The sequence below is a fragment of the Streptomyces sp. NPDC014727 genome (assembly GCF_043083485.1).
In the GTDB taxonomy this organism is placed as follows: domain Bacteria; phylum Actinomycetota; class Actinomycetes; order Streptomycetales; family Streptomycetaceae; genus Streptomyces.
This window is the reverse complement of sequence record NZ_JBIBYR010000002.1, coordinates 199,555-220,838: the sequence shown is the minus strand read 5'-3', so window position 1 is coordinate 220,838 and position 21,284 is coordinate 199,555. Positions and strand designations below refer to the sequence as shown.

Below are 21,284 nucleotides of genomic sequence, written 5' to 3'. Positions count from 1 at the left end.
CGTACCGCAGTACGCTCGGACGACCTGGCCCCCTGTACAGGTCGCTACGCGCGTAGATATGCTCCTCTGGTGACCATGCCCACCACAGCTCCCTCCCGCAAGCTCTCAGCTGCGTTCGAGCAGGGAGGTACCCCCCTCTCCGACGCGACCGCGTCCGACGGTGCGCTGCGCCGCTTCCTGCACGGGCTGCCCGGCGTCGACGCCGTCGGCCTCGAAGCACGCGCCGCGTCCCTCGGAACCCGTTCGATCAAGACGACGGCCAAGGCGTACGCCATCGACCTGGCCATTTCGATGATCGACCTGACGACGCTGGAAGGCGCGGACACCCCGGGCAAGGTCCGGGCCCTCGCCGCCAAGGCCGTCCATCCCGACCCGACCGACCGCACGACCCCGCGCACCGCGGCGGTCTGCGTCTACCCCGACATGGCGGCGACCGCCGTCGCCGCGCTGGCCGGTTCCGGCGTGAAGGTGGCGTCCGTGGCGACGGCCTTCCCGGCCGGCCGCGCCGCGCTCGACGTCAAACTCGCGGATGTCCGCGACGCCGTGGCCGCCGGGGCCGACGAGATCGACATGGTGATCGACCGGGGCGCCTTCCTCTCCGGCCGCTACCTCAAGGTGTACGAGGAGATCCTCGCCGTGAAGGCGGAGTGCGCGCGGCCCGACGGCGCCGACGCACGGCTTAAGGTGATCTTCGAGACCGGCGAGCTGTCCACGTACGACAACATCCGCCGTGCCTCCTGGCTCGGCATGCTGGCGGGCGCGGACTTCATCAAGACGTCGACCGGCAAGGTCTCCACCAACGCAACGCCCGCGAACACCCTGCTGATGCTGGAGGCCGTGCGCGACTTCCGGGCGCAGACCGGCGTACAGATCGGCGTGAAGCCGGCCGGCGGCATCCGCACCTCCAAGGACGCGATCAAGTTCCTGGTGCTGGTGAAAGAGACCGCGGGCGAGGACTGGCTGGACAACCACTGGTTCCGCTTCGGCGCCTCCAGCCTGCTGAACGATCTGCTGATGCAGCGCCAGAAGCTCAGCACCGGCCGCTACTCCGGCCCCGATTACGTGACGGTGGACTGAGAACCCCATGACCATGGACAAGCAGACATCTGCATTCGAGTACGCACCCGCTCCCGAGTCGCGCTCGGTCGTCGACATCGCACCCTCGTACGGCCTGTTCATCGACGGTGAGTTCACCGAGGCGGCCGACGGCAAGGTCTTCAAGACTCTCTCGCCGAGCAGCGAGGAGGTGCTCTCCGAGGTCGCGCAGGCCGGCGCCGCGGACGTCGACCGGGCCGTGAAGGCGGCCCGCAGGGCGTTCGAGAAGTGGTCGGCGCTGCCCGGTTCCGAGCGTGCCAAGTACCTGTTCCGGATCGCCCGGATCATCCAGGAGCGCAGCCGCGAGCTTGCCGTTCTCGAAACCCTCGACAACGGCAAGCCGATCAAGGAGACCCGCGACGCGGACCTCCCCCTGGTCGCGGCGCACTTCTTCTACTACGCGGGCTGGGCCGACAAGCTGGACCACGCCGGTTTCGGCGCCAACCCCCGCCCCCTCGGCGTCGCGGGCCAGGTCATCCCCTGGAACTTCCCGCTCCTGATGCTTGCCTGGAAGATCGCCCCGGCGCTCGCCACCGGCAACACGGTGGTCCTCAAGCCCGCCGAGACGACCCCGCTCTCCGCGCTGTTCTTCGCGGACATCTGCCGCCAGGCCGGCCTCCCCAAGGGTGTCGTGAACATCCTCACCGGGTACGGGGACGCGGGCGCCGCGCTCGTCGCGCACGAGGACGTCGACAAGGTCGCCTTCACCGGGTCGACGGCGGTCGGCAAGGCCATCGCGCGCCAGGTCGCCGGCACGGACAAGAAGGTCACCCTCGAACTGGGCGGCAAGGGCGCCAACATCGTCTTCGACGACGCCCCGATCGACCAGGCCGTCGAGGGCATCGTCACCGGCATCTTCTTCAATCAGGGCCAGGTCTGCTGCGCGGGCTCGCGGCTGCTCGTGCAGGAGTCGGTCCAGGACGAGCTGCTGGACGCGCTGAAGCGCCGGCTGTCCACGCTTCGGCTCGGCGACCCGCTGGACAAGAACACGGACATCGGCGCGATCAACTCCGCGGAGCAGCTCGCCCGGATCACGGCGCTCGTCGGGACGGGCGAGGCGGAGGGCGCCGAGCGCTGGTCCGCCCCCTGCGAACTTCCCTCCTCCGGCTACTGGTTCGCCCCGACGCTGTTCACGAACGTCACCCAGGCGCACACCATCGCGCGCGACGAGATCTTCGGCCCGGTGCTGTCCGTGCTGTCGTTCCGCACGCCCGACGAGGCCGTCGCGAAGGCCAACAACAGCCAGTACGGCCTCTCGGCCGGCATCTGGACGGAGAAGGGCTCCCGCATCCTCGCGGTGGCGAACAAGCTCCGGGCGGGTGTCGTCTGGGCCAACACGTTCAACAAGTTCGACCCGACCTCGCCCTTCGGCGGCTACAAGGAGTCGGGCTTCGGCCGCGAAGGCGGCCGTCACGGCCTGGAGGCGTACCTCGATGTCCGATAACCGTCTGAGCGTCTTCAAGACCTACAAGCTGTACGTCGGGGGCAAGTTCCCCCGCTCCGAGAGCGGCCGGGTGTACGAGGTGACGGCGAAGAAATCAGCCGCCGGCGCGGCGGGCAAGGGCAAGTGGCTGGCGAACGCCCCCCGGTCCTCCCGCAAGGACGCGCGGGACGCGGTCGTGGCCGCCCGCAAGGCGTTCGGCGGCTGGTCGGGCGCGACGGCGTACAACCGCGGCCAGATCCTCTACCGCGTCGCGGAGATGCTGGAGGGTCGCAAGGAGCAGTTCGTACGCGAAGTGGCGGACGCGGAGGGCCTGTCGAAGTCCAAGGCGGTGGCCGTCGTGGACGCGGCGATCGACCGCTGGGTCTGGTACGCGGGGTGGACCGACAAGATCGGCCAGGTCGTGGGCGGGGCCAACCCGGTCGCGGGCCCGTTCTTCAACCTGTCCACACCCGAGCCGACCGGTGTGGTCGCGGTACTGGCGCCCCAGAAGTCGTCGTTCCTGGGGCTGGTCTCGGTGATCGCCCCGGTGATCGCGACCGGCAACACGGCGGTCGTCATCGCCTCGGCGGACTCCCCCCTCCCGGCCCTGTCCCTGGGCGAGGTGCTGGCCACCTCCGATCTGCCGGGCGGTGTGGTGAACATCCTGTCCGGGGGGACGGCGGAGATCGCGAGACCGCTGGCGTCCCACCAGGACGTGAACGCCATCGACCTCACGGGCGCGGACGCCGCGCTGGCGAAGGAGCTGGAGATCGCGGCGGCGGACAACCTGAAGCGGGTGCTCCGCGCGCAGGCCACGGACGAGGACAGCGCCTCCGACTGGTCGGCCGATCCCGGCACCCACCGCCTGACGGCCTTCCTGGAGACGAAGACGGTCTGGCACCCCACGGGTGCGCTGGGCGTCTCGGGGTCCTCGTACTGAGCCGTACGACCGCGGCCCGCTCCCCTCGAAATCCCCGGAGGAGCGGGCCGCGTTCGCGTGCGAGCCCCCACCCGATCGAGGCGATCGAGTAACCACCCGAATGCGTAGAGTAGTTGCGGTGTGATGCTCGATACCAACCCGACCTCCGGGGGATCCTCTGCGTGGGTCCATGCCTCACACTCGTGTCCTGTGAATTCCCAACCTCCCCCGACCCGCGTCGTGCTGCTCGCGGGCCCTTCCGGCTCCGGCAAGTCCTCCCTGGCCGCCCGCACCGACCTGCCGGTGCTGCGTCTGGACGACTTCTACAAGGAGGGCGACGACCCCACCCTGCCGCTCGTTCCCGGCAGCACGGACATCGACTGGGACTCCGCACAGTCCTGGGACGCCGATGCGGCGGTGGCCGCGATCACGGAACTGTGCCGCACGGGACGCACCGAGGTCCCGGTGTACGACATCGCCACGAGCTCCCGTGTCGACCGGGAGGCCTTCCACATCCAGCGCACCCCGCTGTTCGTGGCCGAGGGGATCTTCGCGGCGGACATAGTCGAACGGTGCCAGGAGCTGGGCGTCCTCGCGGACGCGCTGTGCCTGCGCGGCCGTCCCACGACGACCTTCCGCCGACGGCTGCTGCGGGATCTGCGCGAGGGGCGCAAGTCCGTGCCGTTCCTGCTGCGGCGGGGGTGGCGGCTGATGCGGGCGGAGCGGCGGATCGTGGCGCGGCAGACGGCGCTGGGCGCGTATCCGTGCGGCAAGGAGGAGGCGCTGGGGCGGCTGGCCGCCGCCGCGGCGGGCCGGTGCCGACGGGCGTCCGCGGCACGGGGGACGGTCTAGTGCTGTGACCACGCCCCGTCGACCCGGCGGGCCGGGGGCATGACGACGGGGTCGGACGGGCCCCCAGCCCGTCCGACCCCGCAGCACTTCCCCCGTGCACCACCGCCTCCCCCGAAGCGGCGGCCCCCCTCGTCCCCCGTATCCCCCCGTCCCCTCAGGCCACCAGCTCGCCGAAGGACTCCTCCTCGTCACGGCCGAAGCTGAGGACCTCGTCCTCGCGCAGCCGACGGAGCGACCGCCAGATGCTGGACTTCACCGTGCCGACACTGATGTCGAGTATGGCCGCGATCTCCGGGTCGGTGCGGCCCTCGTAGTAGCGCAGGACCAGCATCGTGCGCTGGAGTTCGGGCAGCCGCGCCAGCGCCTGCCAGAGCACGGCGCGCAGTTCCGTGCCGCGCATCGCGTCCGTGTCGCCCGCCGTCTCCGGCAGCTCCTCGGTCGGGTACTCGTTGAGCTTGCGCCTGCGCCAGGCGCTGATGTGCAGATTGGTCATGGTGCGGCGCAGATAGCCGCCGACCGCCGCCTTGTCACTGATCCGGTCCCACGCACGGTAGGTCGAGAAGAGAGCGCTCTGCAGCAGGTCCTCGGCCTCGAACCGGTCACCGGTCAGGTGATAGGCGGTTGCGTACAGGGAGGCGCGGCGCTCCCGGACGTAGGCCGTGAACGCCGTTTCGGCGTCCTCGACCTGCGCCGGGGCCTTCCGCTCCCCCGTGACCTCCCCGTACGCGGCTCCCCCGTTGCTTCCCCCGCCATTTCCCCCGTTGCCCCCCACGGACGCGTCGATCACCGTCATGTACGACGTGTGCTGACGCCCGGCGCCCCGAACGCACCCCCGCCCGCCGCCGAGCTCTCGGCTCCGCTCAAGCAGGGAGGCGCCCCCCACGGCACCGGATTTCTCGGTACTCCGGCCGACATCGTGGAGACGCGTGACAACTGCGCTTGCGGTGGTGCTGTGAGTTGCGTTCATCCTGCGCCCCCCATCGGTGGAGTCCGTCCGTTCCTCGTGCCAATGAGCTTGCCGGGGCAGTTTCATCGGGCTGTCCGCCGACTGTCACAGCCCTGTCACAGGGCCTGCCGTCGGCGCGTCGCCGGTGCGCCGGATGTATGAGTCGGCGCCAACTGTCGAACTGGGGCTCCACCATGGGTCAGAATGACCAGCGTGCCTTTCCTGTTGCTGATCGAGGACGACGACGCCATCCGCACGGCTCTCGAACTCTCGCTGTCACGCCAGGGCCACCGTGTGGCCACCGCGGCGACGGGAGAGGACGGCCTCAAACTGCTGCGTGAACAGCGGCCGGATCTGATCGTGCTGGATGTGATGCTGCCCGGCATCGACGGTTTCGAGGTGTGCCGGCGCATCCGGCGCACCGACCAACTGCCGATCATTCTGCTGACCGCGCGCAGCGACGACATCGACGTCGTAGTGGGACTCGAGTCCGGCGCCGACGACTATGTGGTGAAGCCCGTGCAGGGCCGGGTGCTCGACGCCCGTATCCGGGCGGTGCTGCGCCGCGGTGAGCGCGAGTCCACCGACTCCGCGTCCTTCGGGAACGTGGTGATCGACCGTTCCGCGATGACCGTGACCAAGAACGGCGAGGATCTGCAGCTCACACCGACCGAGCTGCGACTTCTGCTGGAGCTGAGCCGCCGGCCGGGCCAGGCCCTGTCGCGGCAGCAGCTGCTGCGGCTGGTCTGGGAGCACGACTACCTCGGTGACTCCCGGCTCGTGGACGCCTGTGTGCAGCGGCTGCGCGCCAAGGTGGAGGACGTGCCGTCCTCGCCGACCCTGATCCGTACCGTTCGGGGTGTGGGCTACCGGCTGGATTCGCCTCAGTGAGTGATGCCGTCAAACGGACCCTGCTCACCGGGCTTCGCTGGACCAGCCTGCGGCTGCGTCTCGTCGTCGTGTTCGCGCTGGTGGCGCTGACCGCCGCCGTGTCCGCCTCGGGGATCGCGTACTGGCTGAACCGCGAGGCCGTGCTGACCCGCACCCAGGACTCCGCCCTCGGGGACTTCCGTCAGGAGATGCAGAACCGGGCGGCCTCGCTGCCGCCGCAACCCACCAAGGACGATCTGCAGAACGCCGCCGTGCAGATGGCGAACAGCTCGCCCGGCTACAGCGTGCTGCTGGTCGACGAGCGCGACCGCGGCAAGCCGATCGTCGGCAACTCCGACCTGGACACCTTCACGCTCGACAACGTGCCGCTGTCGCTGCAGAAGGCCGTCAACAAGAAGCAGCCGATCGAGGCGGGCAACAAGTACGCGTACCACCTGTTCTGGCAGCGGACCAGCATCCGCGGCACGCCGTATCTGGTGGGAGGGACGAAGATCATCGGCGGCGGCCCGACCGGCTACATGCTGAAGTCCCTCGACCAGGAGCGTCAGGATCTGAACTCGCTCGCCTGGTCGCTGGGGATCGCCACCGGGCTCGCCCTGGTCGGTTCGGCGCTGCTCGCGCAGGCCGCCGCGACGACCGTGCTGCGCCCCGTTCAGCGGCTCGGTGACGCCGCCCGCAAGCTCGGCGAGGGCAAGCTCGACACCCGGCTCGTGGTCTCCGGCACCGATGAACTCGCCGATCTCTCCCGTACGTTCAACAGGACCGCGAGTTCGCTGGAGAAGAGGGTCGCGGACATGAGTGCGCGGGACGAGGCGAGCCGGCGGTTCGTCGCCGACATGTCGCACGAACTGCGCACGCCGCTCACCGCGCTGACCGCCGTCACCGAGGTGCTGGAGGACGAGGCGGACAGCCTCGATCCGATGATCGCGCCGGCGGTGCACCTGGTGGTGAGCGAGACCCGGCGCCTCAACGACCTGGTGGAGAACCTGATGGAGGTCACCCGCTTCGACGCGGGCACGGCCCGGCTCGTCCTCGACACGGTCGATGTCGCCGACCAGGTCACCGCCTGCATCGACGCCCGTGCCTGGCTGGACGCGGTGGATCTGAACGCCGAGCGCGGCATGCTGGTCCGCCTCGACCCCCGGCGGCTCGACGTGATCCTGGCGAATCTGATCGGCAACGCCCTCAAGCACGGCGGTTCGCCGGTGCGGGTCGCGGTGCGGACCGAGGGCGACGAACTCGTCATCGAGGTCCGCGACCACGGCCCAGGCATCCCCGAGGACGTCCTGCCGCACGTCTTCGACCGGTTCTACAAGGCCAGCGCCTCCCGGCCGCGCTCCGAGGGCAGCGGCCTCGGTCTGTCGATCGCCATGGAGAACGCGCACATCCACGGCGGAGACATCACGGCCGCGAACTCACCGGACGGCGACGGCGCGGTGTTCGTCCTGCGGCTGCCGCGCGACGCCGAGCCGCTCACCCGTTCCGACGGGGACCGCGACCCGGGGAACCAGGACGAGGAGGGCGAGGCGACATGACGGGCGGCAACCGCCGGGCGGTCCGGTCGGCCGTGGCGCTGGTCGGTGCCGTGGCCGCCGCCGTGCTGGCCGCGGGCTGCGGGATCAGGACCACCTCCGTGCCGGTGGACGCCGGGGCGGCACCGTCCCGGGTGCCGTGCTCGATGTCCGCGGAGGACGTCACCACCCAGGCCCTCAAGGGCATCCCCGTACAGATCTATCTGGTCTGCTCCTCGCAGCTCGTCACGGTGGACCGCACGGTGCAGGTCGGGGACACGAAGTCGGACCGGATCCGGACAGCGCAGGCGCTCCTGGAGGAACTGGAGCAGAAGCCGCCCGCCGACGAGCGGCGGGCCGGGTTCACCACGGCCGTGCCGGCCGGGCTGCGGATCGGCCCGGCCCGCGGCGGCGACCGGCAGGGCACGCTGCGGCTCAGCGAGCAGCCGGAGGACCTGCCGGCCGAGGCGCTGGCCCAGATCGTGTGCACGTACGCGGAGAGCGAGACGCTCGCCCCGCAGGGCACGGTGGTGCTGGCCGGGCCCGGCACATACGCGCCGCGCGGGTATCTGTGCACCGCGGAGACGAAGGCGCGGCCGAAAGCCGTGCCGACGCCGGCGGCGCGGCCGAAGGCCTGAGCACGGGAATACCGGGGCGTGGGAGACGTCCGGCGGCCGGTTCGCCGTTCCCACGCGCCGGGTGGGCCGGGCTCGGCCCGAGCCGGTCGAGGCGCCGGGTGGGCCGGGCGACGGGTTCGTCGGGCTGGGCGGAACCGATCCTGCCGTCCGGCGCGTCTTGGGGGGCGTGCGTCAAGGTTCGGGCAGTCGAGCTGCCATCCGCTTCCGCGCGGCCGGGATCTCTCTCCTCCTCGCGCATCTGCTGCTTGTCGGCTGGCTGACGCTGCGCCCCCTCGACGTGCCGTGGACGACGGCCTCGAACCTCCACCCGCTGGCCGGCATCAGAGCGGACCTGTCGCTCGGCCCAGTCGAGGCCACCCGCCGGATCGGCGCAGGACTGCTGCTGCTGGCCCCGCTCGGCGTACTGCTGCCGATGGCCGGAGGGCGGCTGTTCGTCTCCCCGTGGGCCTCGATGGCCCGTACCGTCGCGGCCGGGGCACTGATCTCGCTCGCCATCGAACTGCTGCAGACCGGAGTGCCGGGGCAGGTCGTCGACGTCGACTCGCTGTTGCTGAACACGATCGGTGTGGCGCTCGCCCATCTGCTGGTCGTACCCGTGGGCCGGGCGCGGCTGCGCCGCAGGAAGCAGCGGCGGATCAGGGTGATGCCCCGCCCCAGGGACGAGCCGGCTCAGGGGCCGACCCCGACGATTCCCAGGGTCGGTATCGCACCGTAGAGCGATGCTTTGCCCCTGTTCGTCGGGCGACCATGGATGCATCGGGAGCACGACGGAGCTGCTCCCTCAGCAACGGTTCACGAAGGAGCCCACCATGGCCGCACTCGCCCGCCCCCTCGACGGACGCATGATCGGTGGAGTGTGCGCGGCGCTGGCACGGCGCTTCGGCACCTCCGCGGGGACCATGCGCGTCATCTTCCTGCTCTCCTGCCTGCTGCCGGGGCCGCAGTTCCTGCTCTACCTGGCGCTGTGGGTGCTCTTCCCGGCCGAGAAGACCTCGTCCACCGCCTGGTGAGGCGTCGCACCACATGCCTGTGGGGCGGGCACCCGGTTCGGGTGTCCGCCCCACAGGCATGTGTACGGGGATCAGCCGCCGAGCGGGAGGCCGTTGGTCGACAGACCGCTGGTCTTCAGGCCACCCGCGGGCATACCGCCGAGCAGGCCCTTGACCGGCGTGGTGGCGCCGCCGACGAGCTTCTGCCGGCCGGTGCCGAGGAGCTTGGTGGTCGTGTCCTGGACCGGCGGGGTCCGGGTGGCGGTCTCCAGCGCCGAGTCGGCGACCGGCAGGGTGGTGGCCGCGGCGTCGGTCGGCAACACGGTGGCGGAGGCGGTGCCCGCGGCGGCAGCGGCGAAAGCGGCACCGAGCGCGGCGACACCGAGAGTCCTCACGGCAGACTGCTTCATGTGAAATTCATCCTTGGGGAGGGGGGAAGTGAGCGGCTCTGAAACGTAGTCAGCTCACTACCCGTCCCGCAAACACGCCCCACCCGGGCAACGGCCGGGAATTCGCCCTCCCGGCCGTTCCCCCCGAACGTGTGAATCAGTCCCCGGAAGTCGAAGAGCCGCTGGTCGTGGCGGTCTGCTCGAAGAGCCACTCGGACTTCAGCTCCGCATATCCGGGCTTGATCACATCATTGATCATCGCGAGACGTTCATCGAAAGGGATGAACGCGGATTTCATCGCGTTGACGGTGAACCACTGCATGTCATCGAGCGTGTATCCGAAGGTCTCGGTCAGCTTCTCGAATTCACGGCTCATGGTCGTACCGCTCATCAGCCGGTTGTCCGTGTTCACGGTGACCCGGAAATAAAGCTTCCGCAGCAGCCCGATGGGGTGCTCGGCGTACGAGGCGGCGGCGCCGGTCTGGAGGTTGGAGGTGGGGCACAGCTCCAGCGGGATGCGCTTGTCCCGTACGTAGGAGGCGAGACGGCCGAGCTTCACACCGCCGTCCTCGGTGACCTCGATGTCGTCGATGATGCGGACGCCGTGGCCGAGCCGGTCGGCGCCGCACCACTGGAGGGCCTGCCAGATCGACGGCAGGCCGAAGGCCTCGCCCGCGTGGATGGTGAAGTGGTTGTTCTCGCGCTTGAGGTACTCGAACGCGTCGAGGTGCCGGGTGGGCGGGAAACCCGCCTCCGCGCCCGCGATGTCGAAGCCGACGACGCCCTGGTCGCGGTAGCGGTTGGCGAGTTCGGCGATCTCCAGGGAGCGGGCGGCGTGCCGCATCGCGGTGAGGAGGGCGCCCATGCGGATGCGGTGCCCGTCCCGGCGGGCCCGCCGCTCGCCCTCGCGGAAGCCCTGGTTGACCGCCTCGACGACCTCTTCGAGGGTCAGCCCGGCTTCCAGGTGCTGCTCGGGGGCGTACCGCACCTCGGCATAGACGACACCGTCCGCGGCCAGGTCCTCGGCGCACTCGGCGGCCACCCGGAACAGTGCCTCACGGGTCTGCATGACGGCGCAGGTGTGGGCGAACGTCTCCAGATAGCGCTCCAGCGACCCGGAGTCGGCCGCCTCGCGGAACCAGGTGCCGAGCTTGTCGGGCTCGGTCTCGGGGAGTCCGCCGTATCCGCTCGCGAGGGCGAGGTCGACGATCGTTCCCGGGCGCAGGCCGCCGTCGAGGTGGTCATGGAGAAGGACCTTGGGGGCACGTCGGATCTGATCCTGGCCGGGCACATGGAGGGTCGGGCTCATCATTTGGGCACTCTAGCGCCTACGCGCGTAGATTGTCGCTTGCCGATACGTAACAGTGACCGCGAATACGGGTGGAGTACACCTGTCCTTCTGACACTGTTCTGTCATGGCACAGCGCGCACTCCCCCTGCCTGCTGCGAGGCTGGGACGGGCCGTCAGGACGGCCGGAGCACCAACTGCGGTCAGCGGCGTGGTTCTGCTGCTCCCGGACGGCGAGGCCGACTCGCACCGCCGCCCCTCCCCCCTTTCGTACGCCCTCCAGCTGCCGCTGGCCCGGACCCTGGCCCGCGCGGGTCAGGAGGACGGGCTCGCCGCGCATGTCGTGCGCTACGGCTGCCGGGGCTGGAACGCGACCGACGCGCAGCTCGCGGCGGACGCCCGTTGGGCGGTGGACGAGGTAGTACGGCGCTACGGCGACGTCCCCGTCTGCCTTGTCGGCCACGGCATGGGCGGCCGGGCCGCGCTCCGGGCGGGCGGCCACGCGGCGGTCGGCTCCGTCCTGGCGATGGCTCCCTGGCTGCCCGAGGACGCGCGGGACGAGCCGGAGCCGGTGAAGCATCTGCTGGGCCGGCACGTCCTGCTCGTCCACGGCACGAACGATGCCCGCACCGATCCCGAGCTCTCCTTCCGGCTGGCCGAACGGGCCAAGAAGGCCAACCGTGACACCTGCCGTTTCGAGGTCCACTCGGACGGCCACGGTCTGCGCCAGCACCGGGCCGAAGTGGCGGCCCTGGCCACGGACTTCGTCCGCGGCTCGCTCTTCGGCCGGGCATACGCCCGCCCGGTGGCCGACGCCCTTGCGGCGCCGCCACCGCTGGGGCTGCGGATGCCCCTGGCCGCCGGGTTCGGAAGGTCGTTGCGGGACTGAGGGGACGAAGTGGCCGGGGCCGGCACATGGTGTGGCCGCACCCCGTTCGCCGCGCAACCGGTGGCACCGCCAACGGAGTTGAGTACGCACACTCATGTCACGCACCACCATGACTCATAGGTTGATCACACGATGAACAGCCATGAACAGCGACGGCATGAGGGGGGCTCATGAGTACCGGGGTCCACAGGGCGGCTACCGCCTTCGGGAGGTGGCCGACGGTCCGCCCGGTGACGGTGGCCGCAGGTGCGGCGCACATGGCGTCACCGGGCGGGACGGGGCTGGTGACAGGGTCGTGACCGCGGCGAGGGTACGCGTGCTGGAGGGGCCGCCGCTGGTGCGGTGGCTGTGCGCCGAAACGGCGCTCACCTGGGTCTGCGTCACCGTCGTGGGTGTCCTCGGCCCTTGGGGGGACCATCCGACGCGGTGGTTCATCCCCACCTGCCTGCTGCTGCCGGTCGTGCTGCACTACGCGCTGCGGGGCCGGTTCGCCGTATGCCTGGACGACGCCGGGATCACGGTCGTCCGGCCCTGGAGCCGTCGGCGCGTGTCCTGGGCGGAGGTGGACGGGATCCGGTTCACTCCGCTCCCGGTCGGGGAGGACGACCTCGCCTGGTGGGCGGTGACGACGACCGTGGGGGCCGCACGCACACTGCCCCTGGCCACCGTCCTCGACACCGACGATCCGGCGTGCGACGCCCTGCGCCGGCACGGGCTGCTGTTCCGTCCGTTCGCCGACCGGGGCCTCGGTGTGCCCGGCACGCCGGAGGACTCGCGCGCACACGCGTACTTCGAGCGGGCCGTACGCGCGGCCGGGGGCCGGTCATCGGGCGGACGGTGAGCCGGGACCGCTCCCGGCGCCGTACCGGCCCGGTCAGTCCGGCAGCAGATGTCCCCGCCTCGACAGCAGGAAGCGTTTGAAGGCGGCCACCGGCGGGGTGTCCGGGTGGCCGTCCAGCCAGGCGACGCCGATCTCGCGGGCCGCCCTCGGGGCCGTCACGGTGAGCTCGACGACGCCGGGGCGGGCCACCGCGGGCGGTGGCAGCAGGGCCACGCCGAGACCCGCCGCGACCAGGCCGCGCAGGGTCTCCGCCTCCTCGCCCTCGAAGGCGACGCGTGGCGTGAACCCCGCCTCGGCGCACAGGTCGTCGGTGATCCGCCGCAGGCCGTATCCCGGTTCGAGGGTGACGAACTTCTCGTCGGCGGCCTCCGCCAGGCGGATGCGACGACGCGAGGCGAGCCGGTGGTCCTCGGGGACGACAAGACGCAGCCGCTGTTCGTCGAGACGGCGGGCGACCAGATCCGGGGCGTCCGGGACGGGTGAGGTGAGGCAGAGGTCGAGGCCGCCGGCCCGGAGGCGTTCGATCATCGCCTCGCCGTAGTTCTGCACGAGTTGGAAGCGGACCCGGGGGTGGTCGGCGCGGAAGGCGCGGAGCAGGGCGGGCACGGTCTCGGAGCCCATGGTGTGCAGGAAGCCGAAGGCGACCTTGCCGGTGGCCGGGTCGGCGTCGGCCCGTACCGAGTCGGCGGCCTTCTCGACCTCGGCGAGGGCCCGCTCGGCGGAGCCCAGGAAGGTGCGGCCCGCGGGGGTCAGGGAGACGGTACGGCCCTTGCGGGCGAACAGGGCGACTCCCAGGTCCTGTTCGAGCCTGACCATCGACCGTGAGAGCGTCGACTGCGGGACGCCGAGCTCGTGCGCGGCGCGGGTGACGTGCTCATGCCGAGCCACCGCCTCGAAGTGGGCCAGCCTCGGCGCGAGGACCGCGCGGATGTCTTCTTCGTAACTGCTCGGTGACAGCCGTGGCCGTGAGCTGCGTTCATGCGCCATGGGATTGATTATCGCCAATTCGTGCATTGGACGCATGAAACCGGGGGGCCTACTTTCGAACCATGCCTCCTGCCAGTACCGGGGCGTCCACCCTCACGGTGGCCGCCTCGCCCCAGCCGTCCCCCGTCGCCGCTGCCGCCACCACCGGCTCCGCCGGACCGGACCGTCTCGAACCCGGCCGCCCCGGTTACCGCCGGATGAGCTTCGCGCTCTTCGCCGCCGGTGTCGCGACCTTCGCACTCCTCTACTCCACCCAGGCCCTGCTGCCCGCCGTCTCCGCGTCCCTCGGCGCCACGGCCGGACAGGCCAGCTGGACGGTCTCCGCCGCGACGGGCGCCCTGGCGCTGTGCGTGCTGCCGCTGAGCGCGCTCTCCGAGCGCTTCGGGCGACGGCAGATGATGACCGCCTCACTGACGGTGGCCGTGCTGGTCGGGCTGCTCGTACCCTTCGCGCCCTCGCTGGGCTGGCTGATCGCGCTGCGCGCCGTCCAGGGCGCGGCACTGGCCGGGCTGCCCGCCTCCGCGATGGCCTACCTGGCGGAGGAGGTACGGCCGAAGGCGCTGGTCGCCGCGATCGGACTGTTCGTGGCGGGGAACAGCATCGGCGGGATGAGCGGCCGGATCCTGACCGGCTGGATCGCCCAGCTGTGGGGCTGGCGGGCGGCGCTCGGAGCGGTCGGGCTGCTGGCCGTGGCCTGCGCGGTGGTCTTCCACTTCATGATCCCCGCGGCCCGGCACTTCACCCCGGGCTCACTGAACCCGAAGGCCCTGGCGAAGACGGTGGGCGGGCACCTCGCCGATCCCCTGCTGCGCCGGCTGTACGCGATCGGCGCGCTGTTCATGACGGTGTTCGGCGCGGTCTACACGGTGATCGGCTACCGCCTGGTGGAGGCGCCGTTCGACCTCCCGCAGGGGATCGTCGGCTCGATCTTCCTGGTCTACCTCGTCGGTACGGTCTCCTCCGCGGCGGCGGGCAAGCTGGTCGCCCGGCTCGGCCGCCGGGGCGCGCTGTACCTCGCCGTCTCCACCACGGCCGCCGGTCTGCTGCTCTCGCTCGCCGACCGACTGGCCGCCGTGCTGCTCGGCCTGGTCCTGATCACGGCGGGCTTCTTCGCCGGGCACGCGGTCGCCTCGTCGTCCGTGAGCCGCACCGCGACGAAGGGCCGGGCACAGGCGTCGGCGCTCTACCAGTCCGCGTACTACCTGGGCTCCAGCGCGGGCGGCACGCTCGGCGCGGTCGCCTTCCACGCCGGGGGCTGGGCCGGGACCGTGTCGTTGGGGCTCCTCGCCGTCCTCGGCGTCGTCTCGATCACGCTGTACGGCTCACGGGCCGCGCGCGCCGAGCGCCGCCGGCTGCTGCCAGTGGCGTCCGTACAGAACTGAGACGTACAAAGCACAACCATCCACTCCCCGACGCGCGTCTAGCAGGCGGAATCACCTCACGGCGCGCGAAGGGGAGTTGGCGTACATGAGAGTCGCAGGAAACATACGGGCGGTCAGGTCGCGGCGCGCGGTCGCGTTGTCCGTCGCCGGTCTGATGGCGGCGCCCGCCCTTGTCGTGGGCACCGGCGGATCCGCTCAGGCGGCGTCCTGCACGACGTCCACCGGGCCGTATCAGAAGCAGGTCGAGAAGTATCTGCACCGGCCGGTCGACGGCAAGCAGTCGGCCGCCGACTGCAAGGCGATCCGGTCGTTCCAGACCACCTACGGCGTCACGCCCACGATCGGCTACGCGGGACCGGTCACGTGGCGCACCATGAAGACGCTCACGGCACAGAAGGCGGCCGGCAAGAACCCCAACAAGGCCAAGAAGTGCCCCACGAACAAGGGGCGCATCGCGTGCGTGGACCTGACCCGGCAGCTGAGCTGGATACAGGACGGCAGCAAGCTGAAGTTCGGTCCCGTGCCGGTACGCACCGGGCGGAACGGGTACGAGACCCGCACCGGGTCGAAGAAGATCTACTGGCGGGACATCGACCACGTCTCGTCGATCTACCACGTGTCGATGCCGTACTCCCAGTTCTTCGACGGCGGGCAGGCGTTCCACTCGGTGGGCTTGAAGATGTGGAACCCGCCGGGGTCGCACGGCTGCGTCAACATGCGGCCCGCCGACGCGAAGTCGTACTGGAATCTGCTGAGGAACGGCGACGACGTGTACGTGTACGGGCGCAAGCCCGGAACGTGACCTGATCGCGGGCCGCTTCGGTGCTTCCCGCCGTCGTTGTCAGTGGCCTGCGGTAGCTTCCACCGTGCTGAACCGAGTGGCGTCACAGCACAACAGGGGTGGAGCGATGGGTGATCTGGCGGCGGCGGACATCGACAGCCGGCTGGAGGGACACCGGGTCGAGCTGACCGGCTACTGCTACCGGATGCTCGGCTCTGCCTTCGAGGCGGAGGACGCGGTACAGGACACGCTGGTGCGCGCCTGGCGCAACTTCGACAAGTTCGAGGGGCGTTCCTCGCTGCGGTCCTGGTTGTACCGCATCGCCACCAACGTCTGTCTGGACATGCTGAACGCGGGCAAGAAGCGGGCCCGTCCGGTCGATCTGACGGGCCCGACGCCGCTCGCCCGGGCGGCGCTCAACCCGCTGCCGGAGAACACCTGGCTGGAGCCGATGCCGGACGGGCGGATCCTGCCCACGACGGCCGACCCGGCGGAGGCCGCCGTTGCCCGGGAGTCGGTGCGGCTCGCGCTCGTGGCCGCGTTGCAGCATCTGCCCCCCAAGCAGCGGGTGGTGCTGATCCTGCGCGAGGTGCTCGCCTGGAAGGCGAGCGAGGTCGCCGAGCTGCTCGACACCTCGGTCGCCTCGGTCAACAGCGCCCTCCAGCGGGCGCGCGCGACCCTCTCGGAACGCGAGGGCCTGATCCCCGACAGCGCGGATCCGCTCGACGAGGAGCAGCGCAGGCTCCTCGAGCGCTACGTCGCGGCCTTCGAGGGGTACGACATGGCGGCGCTGACCGCGCTGCTCCACGAGGACGCCGTGATGACCATGCCGCCGTTCGACCTCTGGCTCCAGGGGCACGACGACATCACCGGCTTCATGGTCTCCCACGGTGCCGGCTGCGCGGGCTCGCGGCTGGTGGCGACGGAGGCGAACGGCACCCCGGCGTTCGCGCACTACAAGCCGAATCCGGACGGACCGGGGTTCGTGCCGTGGGCGGTGCAGGTCATCGACATCTCGGACGGCGTCATCACCGGGATGCACTGCTTCCTGGACACCCCGCGCTGGTTCCCGCTGTTCGGTCTGCCGGATCACCTCGACGCCGACACCGCGTGAGGCGCGGCATACGCAGCGGGCCGACGGCAGGCCGGGCGGCGCCGACGGACGACGAGGAGCGAAGCGTCACGGCGGCGCTCCGCGTACGGCTCCACCGGCCGTACCGAGGGACGAACGGGGCCCGGTGGGGGGCGCGGGAGTACGGGGCGGTGGGCGGCTGTCAGCCCCGGGCCGCGTGCCCGGCTCAGGCTCCGCCGTCCCCGGCCGCGCACCGCACGTCCACCACATCGGCCAGCCCCACCAGGTCGAGCAGGCTCCGCAGTTCGGGCGGTGCGTTGCGCAGCCGGAGCCGTCCGCCGCCCGCCCGGCGTGCGACGAGCCCCAGTCGCGCGATCGCCTCGACCAGGGCCAGATCCGGCTGCACGACTCCGCCCACATCGCAGTCCACCTCGGCGTCCGGGTCGCGGACGGCGCCCTCGGCACCGTCCAGCAGCGACTCCAGCTCGGCGCAGAGTCCCGGCACGGAGTCCCGTGTGACGCGACCGGTGACGACAAGAGCGATCGGGCTCATGGCTTCCACATCAGGGTGACCGGTCCGGCGGCCGAAACTCATCGCTGTCCCGCTCCGTACTTTCCCGCCGTCCCGGACCGGCCCCCGTCCCCCGAATCCGCTCATCAGCTGCTCCTTCGTGCCCGGCACACACCTCTCGGTCGCCCTCGCCCCCCGTCCGGTTCACCCCTGCACCGATGAGCTTGCGTCAACTCCGGTTGTCTGTGCGGTTTCTGTGAACCCTTTCGATCAATTCTCCCTCTAGGTAGGTGAACCGGCCGACACCGGCTTCTCAGCGGTGCCGACTGACCAGTGGCCCCTCGTCGGGCTGCCTGATTCTCCAGGGGGAGAGTTGCGCAAACACGTGAGAAACGCGTGTGTTTCGACCATCGCCACGGCGGCCGCCGTGGCGCTCGCAGCCGGGATGACCACGCCGGCCGTGGCACAGCCCGATGGCGCGCGGTCCACGGGCGCCAAGTCCGTGGCCCGGCACCAGCTGACGCTGATCACCGGTGACCGCGTCTCGGTGGACGCCAAAGGCCGGATCATGGACTTCCGGCCCGCCAAGGGGCGTGAACACATACCCGTGCAGCGTCAGATACGTGACGGGCACACCCTGCTGGTCCCGGCCGACGCACACCGGCTGATCAGCTCCGGCAAGCTGGACCGACGGCTGTTCGACGTCACCGAGCTGAACCGCGCGGAGAACCGCCGGGCGCAGAAGGCGGGCCTGAAGCTGATCGTCGCCTACCGGGGCGACCGGGCCGCGGCGGCGAAGGCGGAGGTCCGTGACGCGGGCGCCACCCGGGTCGACCGGACCCTGAAGACCCTGAACGCCGAGTCGGTGACCACCCCGACCCGCGACGCGAAGGACATCTGGCGGGCACTCACCAGCAAGCCCTCGAACGGCGCCCAGCGCACCACGGCCGCCGGTGTCGACCGGGTCTGGCTGAACGGCGTGCGCAAGGCGAGCCTCGACAAGAGCGTGCCGCAGATCGGCGCACCGACCGCCTGGAAGGCCGGTTACACCGGGAAGGGCGTCAAGATCGCCGTCCTGGACACCGGCGTGGACGCCACCCACCCGGACCTCAAGGGCCAGGTCCTGGAGACGAAGAACTTCACCTCCTCGCCCGACACCAAGGACCGGGTCGGGCACGGCACGCACGTCTCCTCGATCGCGGCCGGTACGGGCGCCAAGTCGGGCGGCAAGTTCAAGGGCGTGGCCCCGGACGCCAAGCTCATCGAGGGCAAGGTGCTCGACGACGACGGCTTCGGCGACGACTCCGGCATCCTGGCCGGCATGGAGTGGGCCGTCGCACAGGGCGCCGACATCATCAACCTGAGCCTCGGCGGCGGCGACACCCCCGAGGTCGACCCGCTCGAAGCGGCGGTCAACAAGCTGTCGGCCGACAAGGGCGTCCTGTTCGCCATCGCGGCGGGCAATGAGGGCGACGGCGCCGGTACGGTCGGCTCCCCGGGCAGCGCGGACGCCGCCCTGACCGTCGGCGCGGTCGACGACAACGACCGACTGGCCGACTTCTCCAGCCGTGGCCCGCGCATCGGCGACGGCGCGATCAAGCCGGATGTCACCGCCCCCGGCGTCGACATCACGGCCGCAGCCGCACCCGGCTCCGCCATCGACCAGGAGGTCGGGCAGAACCCGCCGGGCTACCTGTCGATCTCCGGTACGTCGATGGCGACCCCGCACGTCGCGGGCGCCGCGGCGCTCCTCAAGCAGCAGCACCCCGAGTGGAAGTACACCGAGCTCAAGGGCGCGCTCACAGCCTCGACGAAGCCCGGCGCGTACACCCCGTTCGAGCAGGGCTCGGGCCGGATCGCCGTCGACCGGGCGATCGCCCAGACCGTCGTCGCGGACCCGGTCTCGGTGAGCTTCGGCGTGCACCAGTGGCCGCACACCGACGACGCCCCGGTCACCAAGAACGTGACGTACCGCAACCTCGGTACGACGGACGTCACCCTCGACGTCGCGGTCACGGCCACCGGCCCGAAGGGCAAGCCCGCCCCGGCCGGCTTCTTCACTCTCGGCGCCGACAAGGTGACCGTCCCCGCGGGCGGCACCGCCGACGTACCGCTGACCGTGAACACCAAGCTCGGCGGCACGGCCGACGGCAGCTACTCCGCGTACGTCGTCGGGACCGGTGACGGCCAGACCGTGCGCACCGCGGCCGCGGTCGAGCGCGAGACCGAGTCGTACGACGTCACGGTCAAGTTCATCGGACGTGACGGCAAGCCCGCCAAGTACTACGAGTCCGACCTCTACGGCATGTCGGGCTCGGCACGCGATGTGTGGGTGTCCCCGACGGGTGAGGGCGGCACGGCGAAGGTCCGCGTCCCCAAGGGCGGTTACGCGATGAACTCGGCCGTCTACGTCGACCCGGAGAACAGTGCCAAGGGCACCGACTGGTTCGCCCAGCCGGTCCTGAACCTCACCAAGAACACCACCGTGACGCTCGACGCCCGCAAGACGAAGCCGGTGAACTTCACCCTGCCCACCACGGGCACGAAGTCCCAACTGGCGTCGCCCGACCTCCAGTTCGCCACCAAGGACAGCGGCTACGGCTACGGCTGGATCCTCGACTCGTACCAGGGGTTCCGCACCGCGCACGTCGGCCCGAAGGTGACCGACGGCTCGCTTTCCCAGCACTGGATCGGCAGCTGGACCAAGGGGGCCTCGACCCGGTACGACATCGCGGTCGGCGGCCCGGTGACCCAGGCGGCGACCGGATACAGCCGGAAGTTCACCGCCGCTCAGATGGCCAAGGTGCAGACCTCTCTCGGCTCGTCCGTCAAGGGCAAGACCGGTGGGTTCGCGGCCTGGGGCGAGCTCCCCGGTTCGTTCTCCGGCTGGTCGGCCTGGTCCAGCCAGAAGCTCCCCGGTACCAACACCGCCTATGTCTCCACCGCCGACAAGGTGCGGTGGGGCTTCGACTTCAGCCAGGAAGGCGGAATCGACAAGGACGGCTACCCGGTGACCGAGGCGATGTACTCCCTCGGTGACCCGCAGACCCTCAAGGCGGGCAAGACCTACACGAAGAAGGTCAACACCGCGGTGTTCGGCCCCGCGCTCGGCGCCGGATACGGGATCTTCCGCGACGGCAACGACATCATCGGCTCGCTGCCCCTGGCGGCCGACGGTCGCGGCAACATCGGCTCCTCCACATACAGTTCGGTCAAGACCGTCCTGTACCGCAACGGCACCCAGATCGCCCGGAACGCGGACCCGCTGGAGGGCTACATGCCCATCACCGTGCCGTCCGCGGCCGCGGACTACCGGCTGACGACCTCGGTCCAGCGCAGCACCAAGGTCTCGGCCGTCTCCACCCGGATCGACGCGAGCTGGACCTTCCGGTCCAAGAAGAGCGCCGGCCCGACCCAACTGCCGGTCTCCACGGTCCGCTTCACGCCCAATGTGACGCTGGACGGCAAGGTGACCGCGGGCAGGACCGCTTCGGTGCCGGTGACGGTTCAGGGTGCCGCCGCCGGCAAGAACCTGAAGTCGCTGACGGTGTACGTCAGTTACGACGCCGGCAAGACCTGGAGGAAGGCCACGGTCAAGGCGGGCAAGATCTCCGTGAAGAATCCGGCCAAGGGGAAGTCCATCTCCTACAGGGCCAATGTCACGGACAAGAAGGGCAACAAGTCCTCCGTGTCGATCTACCACGCGTACTTCGGCAAGTGAACGGCCTGTCGGTGAGCCGGTAGGCGCACCGACAGCATGAGAGCGGCCCGGGGGGGGGGGGGGGGGCCCCCCCCCCCCCCCCCCAACCCCCCCCCCCCCCCCCCCCGCGGGGCCCACAGAACGCGACCCGCGCGCGCCCCCCCACCCACCACCACACCG

Annotated in this window: 20 protein-coding genes; 15 read left to right on the top strand and 5 right to left on the bottom strand. The window is 70.8% G+C overall.

The annotated features are described in order from the left end of the window. Positions 1–75 precede the first annotated feature (75 nt). The 4 genes from deoC to ACF1B9_RS04610 all read left to right on the top strand — a co-directional run bounded on the left by deoC (position 76) and on the right by ACF1B9_RS04610 (position 4,289). A complete protein-coding gene (gene deoC / locus ACF1B9_RS04625; protein WP_391739328.1) occupies positions 76–1,077 on the top strand; it encodes a deoxyribose-phosphate aldolase in 1,002 nt (333 codons plus the stop codon). Positions 1,078–1,090: 13 nt separating this feature from the next. Next, positions 1,091–2,539, top strand: coding sequence for an aldehyde dehydrogenase family protein (locus ACF1B9_RS04620; protein ID WP_391739327.1), 1,449 nt, complete (start codon positions 1,091–1,093; stop codon positions 2,537–2,539). After that, positions 2,529–3,458, top strand: a complete 930-nt coding sequence (locus ACF1B9_RS04615) for an aldehyde dehydrogenase family protein (protein WP_391739029.1) — start codon at positions 2,529–2,531, stop codon at positions 3,456–3,458. The genes ACF1B9_RS04620 and ACF1B9_RS04615 overlap by 11 nt, the downstream gene beginning before the upstream one ends. 123 nt (positions 3,459–3,581) lie before the next feature. Continuing rightward, positions 3,582–4,289, top strand: a complete 708-nt coding sequence (locus ACF1B9_RS04610; RefSeq protein ID WP_391739028.1) for a uridine kinase — start codon at positions 3,582–3,584, stop codon at positions 4,287–4,289. A 154-nt stretch (positions 4,290–4,443) separates the two neighbouring features. On the opposite strand, the gene ACF1B9_RS04605 is transcribed toward ACF1B9_RS04610, so the two are convergent. Beyond that, entirely contained in the window at positions 4,444–5,256 is an 813-nt protein-coding gene (locus ACF1B9_RS04605) for a SigE family RNA polymerase sigma factor (protein ID WP_391739026.1), read from the bottom strand. 192 nt (positions 5,257–5,448) lie between these two features. Here ACF1B9_RS04605 and afsQ1 point away from each other — a divergent pair, with 192 nt between their 5' ends. From afsQ1 to ACF1B9_RS04580, 5 genes are all read left to right on the top strand, one after another. Further along, entirely contained in the window at positions 5,449–6,126 is a 678-nt protein-coding gene (gene afsQ1 / locus ACF1B9_RS04600; protein WP_176729344.1) for a two-component system response regulator AfsQ1, read from the top strand. Continuing rightward, a complete protein-coding gene (locus ACF1B9_RS04595) occupies positions 6,123–7,661 on the top strand; it encodes an ATP-binding protein (RefSeq protein ID WP_391739024.1) in 1,539 nt (512 codons plus the stop codon). Before afsQ1 ends, ACF1B9_RS04595 begins: the two co-directional genes overlap by 4 nt. Beyond that, positions 7,658–8,275, top strand: coding sequence for a hypothetical protein (locus tag ACF1B9_RS04590; RefSeq protein ID WP_391739023.1), 618 nt, complete (start codon positions 7,658–7,660; stop codon positions 8,273–8,275). The genes ACF1B9_RS04595 and ACF1B9_RS04590 overlap by 4 nt, the downstream gene beginning before the upstream one ends. Positions 8,276–8,441: 166 nt before the next feature. After that, a complete protein-coding gene (locus tag ACF1B9_RS04585; protein ID WP_391739022.1) occupies positions 8,442–8,990 on the top strand; it encodes a VanZ family protein in 549 nt (182 codons plus the stop codon). A 94-nt stretch (positions 8,991–9,084) separates the two neighbouring features. Continuing rightward, positions 9,085–9,285: a PspC domain-containing protein gene (locus tag ACF1B9_RS04580; RefSeq protein ID WP_351086442.1), complete on the top strand. Its 201-nt coding sequence runs from the start codon at positions 9,085–9,087 to the stop codon at positions 9,283–9,285. Positions 9,286–9,356: 71 nt separating this feature from the next. On the opposite strand, the gene ACF1B9_RS04575 is transcribed toward ACF1B9_RS04580, so the two are convergent. Both ACF1B9_RS04575 and ACF1B9_RS04570 read right to left on the bottom strand, forming a co-directional pair. Then, complete coding sequence (locus ACF1B9_RS04575) at positions 9,357–9,674, bottom strand: hypothetical protein (protein WP_391739021.1); 318 nt, start codon at positions 9,672–9,674, stop codon at positions 9,357–9,359. 136 nt (positions 9,675–9,810) lie between these two features. Beyond that, positions 9,811–10,965, bottom strand: coding sequence for an adenosine deaminase (locus tag ACF1B9_RS04570; RefSeq protein WP_391739019.1), 1,155 nt, complete (start codon positions 10,963–10,965; stop codon positions 9,811–9,813). 103 nt (positions 10,966–11,068) lie between these two features. Between ACF1B9_RS04570 and ACF1B9_RS04565 the strand changes: the two genes are divergently transcribed. Both ACF1B9_RS04565 and ACF1B9_RS04560 read left to right on the top strand, forming a co-directional pair. Next, positions 11,069–11,830: an alpha/beta hydrolase family protein gene (locus ACF1B9_RS04565; RefSeq protein WP_391739018.1), complete on the top strand. Its 762-nt coding sequence runs from the start codon at positions 11,069–11,071 to the stop codon at positions 11,828–11,830. Between the two features lie 295 nt (positions 11,831–12,125). Next, positions 12,126–12,671, top strand: a complete 546-nt coding sequence (locus tag ACF1B9_RS04560) for a hypothetical protein (RefSeq protein WP_391739017.1) — start codon at positions 12,126–12,128, stop codon at positions 12,669–12,671. 33 nt (positions 12,672–12,704) lie between these two features. Here ACF1B9_RS04560 and ACF1B9_RS04555 read toward each other — a convergent pair whose 3' ends face one another. Beyond that, the gene (locus tag ACF1B9_RS04555; RefSeq protein ID WP_391739015.1) at positions 12,705–13,658 is read right to left on the bottom strand and encodes a LysR family transcriptional regulator; all 954 of its coding nucleotides are present in this window, start codon (positions 13,656–13,658) and stop codon (positions 12,705–12,707) included. Positions 13,659–13,720: 62 nt separating this feature from the next. Here ACF1B9_RS04555 and ACF1B9_RS04550 point away from each other — a divergent pair, with 62 nt between their 5' ends. The 3 genes from ACF1B9_RS04550 to ACF1B9_RS04540 all read left to right on the top strand — a co-directional run bounded on the left by ACF1B9_RS04550 (position 13,721) and on the right by ACF1B9_RS04540 (position 16,935). After that, positions 13,721–15,040, top strand: coding sequence for an MFS transporter (locus ACF1B9_RS04550; protein WP_391739014.1), 1,320 nt, complete (start codon positions 13,721–13,723; stop codon positions 15,038–15,040). An 85-nt stretch (positions 15,041–15,125) separates the two neighbouring features. Beyond that, the gene (locus ACF1B9_RS04545; RefSeq protein WP_391739013.1) at positions 15,126–15,842 is read left to right on the top strand and encodes a L,D-transpeptidase family protein; all 717 of its coding nucleotides are present in this window, start codon (positions 15,126–15,128) and stop codon (positions 15,840–15,842) included. Between the two features lie 106 nt (positions 15,843–15,948). After that, positions 15,949–16,935, top strand: a complete 987-nt coding sequence (locus tag ACF1B9_RS04540) for a sigma-70 family RNA polymerase sigma factor (RefSeq protein WP_391739011.1) — start codon at positions 15,949–15,951, stop codon at positions 16,933–16,935. A gap of 184 nt (positions 16,936–17,119) precedes the next feature. Here ACF1B9_RS04540 and ACF1B9_RS04535 read toward each other — a convergent pair whose 3' ends face one another. Beyond that, positions 17,120–17,488 (bottom strand): STAS domain-containing protein, encoded by a 369-nt coding sequence (locus tag ACF1B9_RS04535; RefSeq protein WP_391739326.1) that lies wholly within the window; start codon positions 17,486–17,488, stop codon positions 17,120–17,122. Positions 17,489–17,849: 361 nt separating this feature from the next. On the opposite strand from ACF1B9_RS04535, the gene ACF1B9_RS04530 reads away from it, so the two are divergent. Then, complete coding sequence (locus tag ACF1B9_RS04530; protein WP_391739325.1) at positions 17,850–21,125, top strand: S8 family serine peptidase; 3,276 nt, start codon at positions 17,850–17,852, stop codon at positions 21,123–21,125. Positions 21,126–21,284 lie beyond the last annotated feature (159 nt).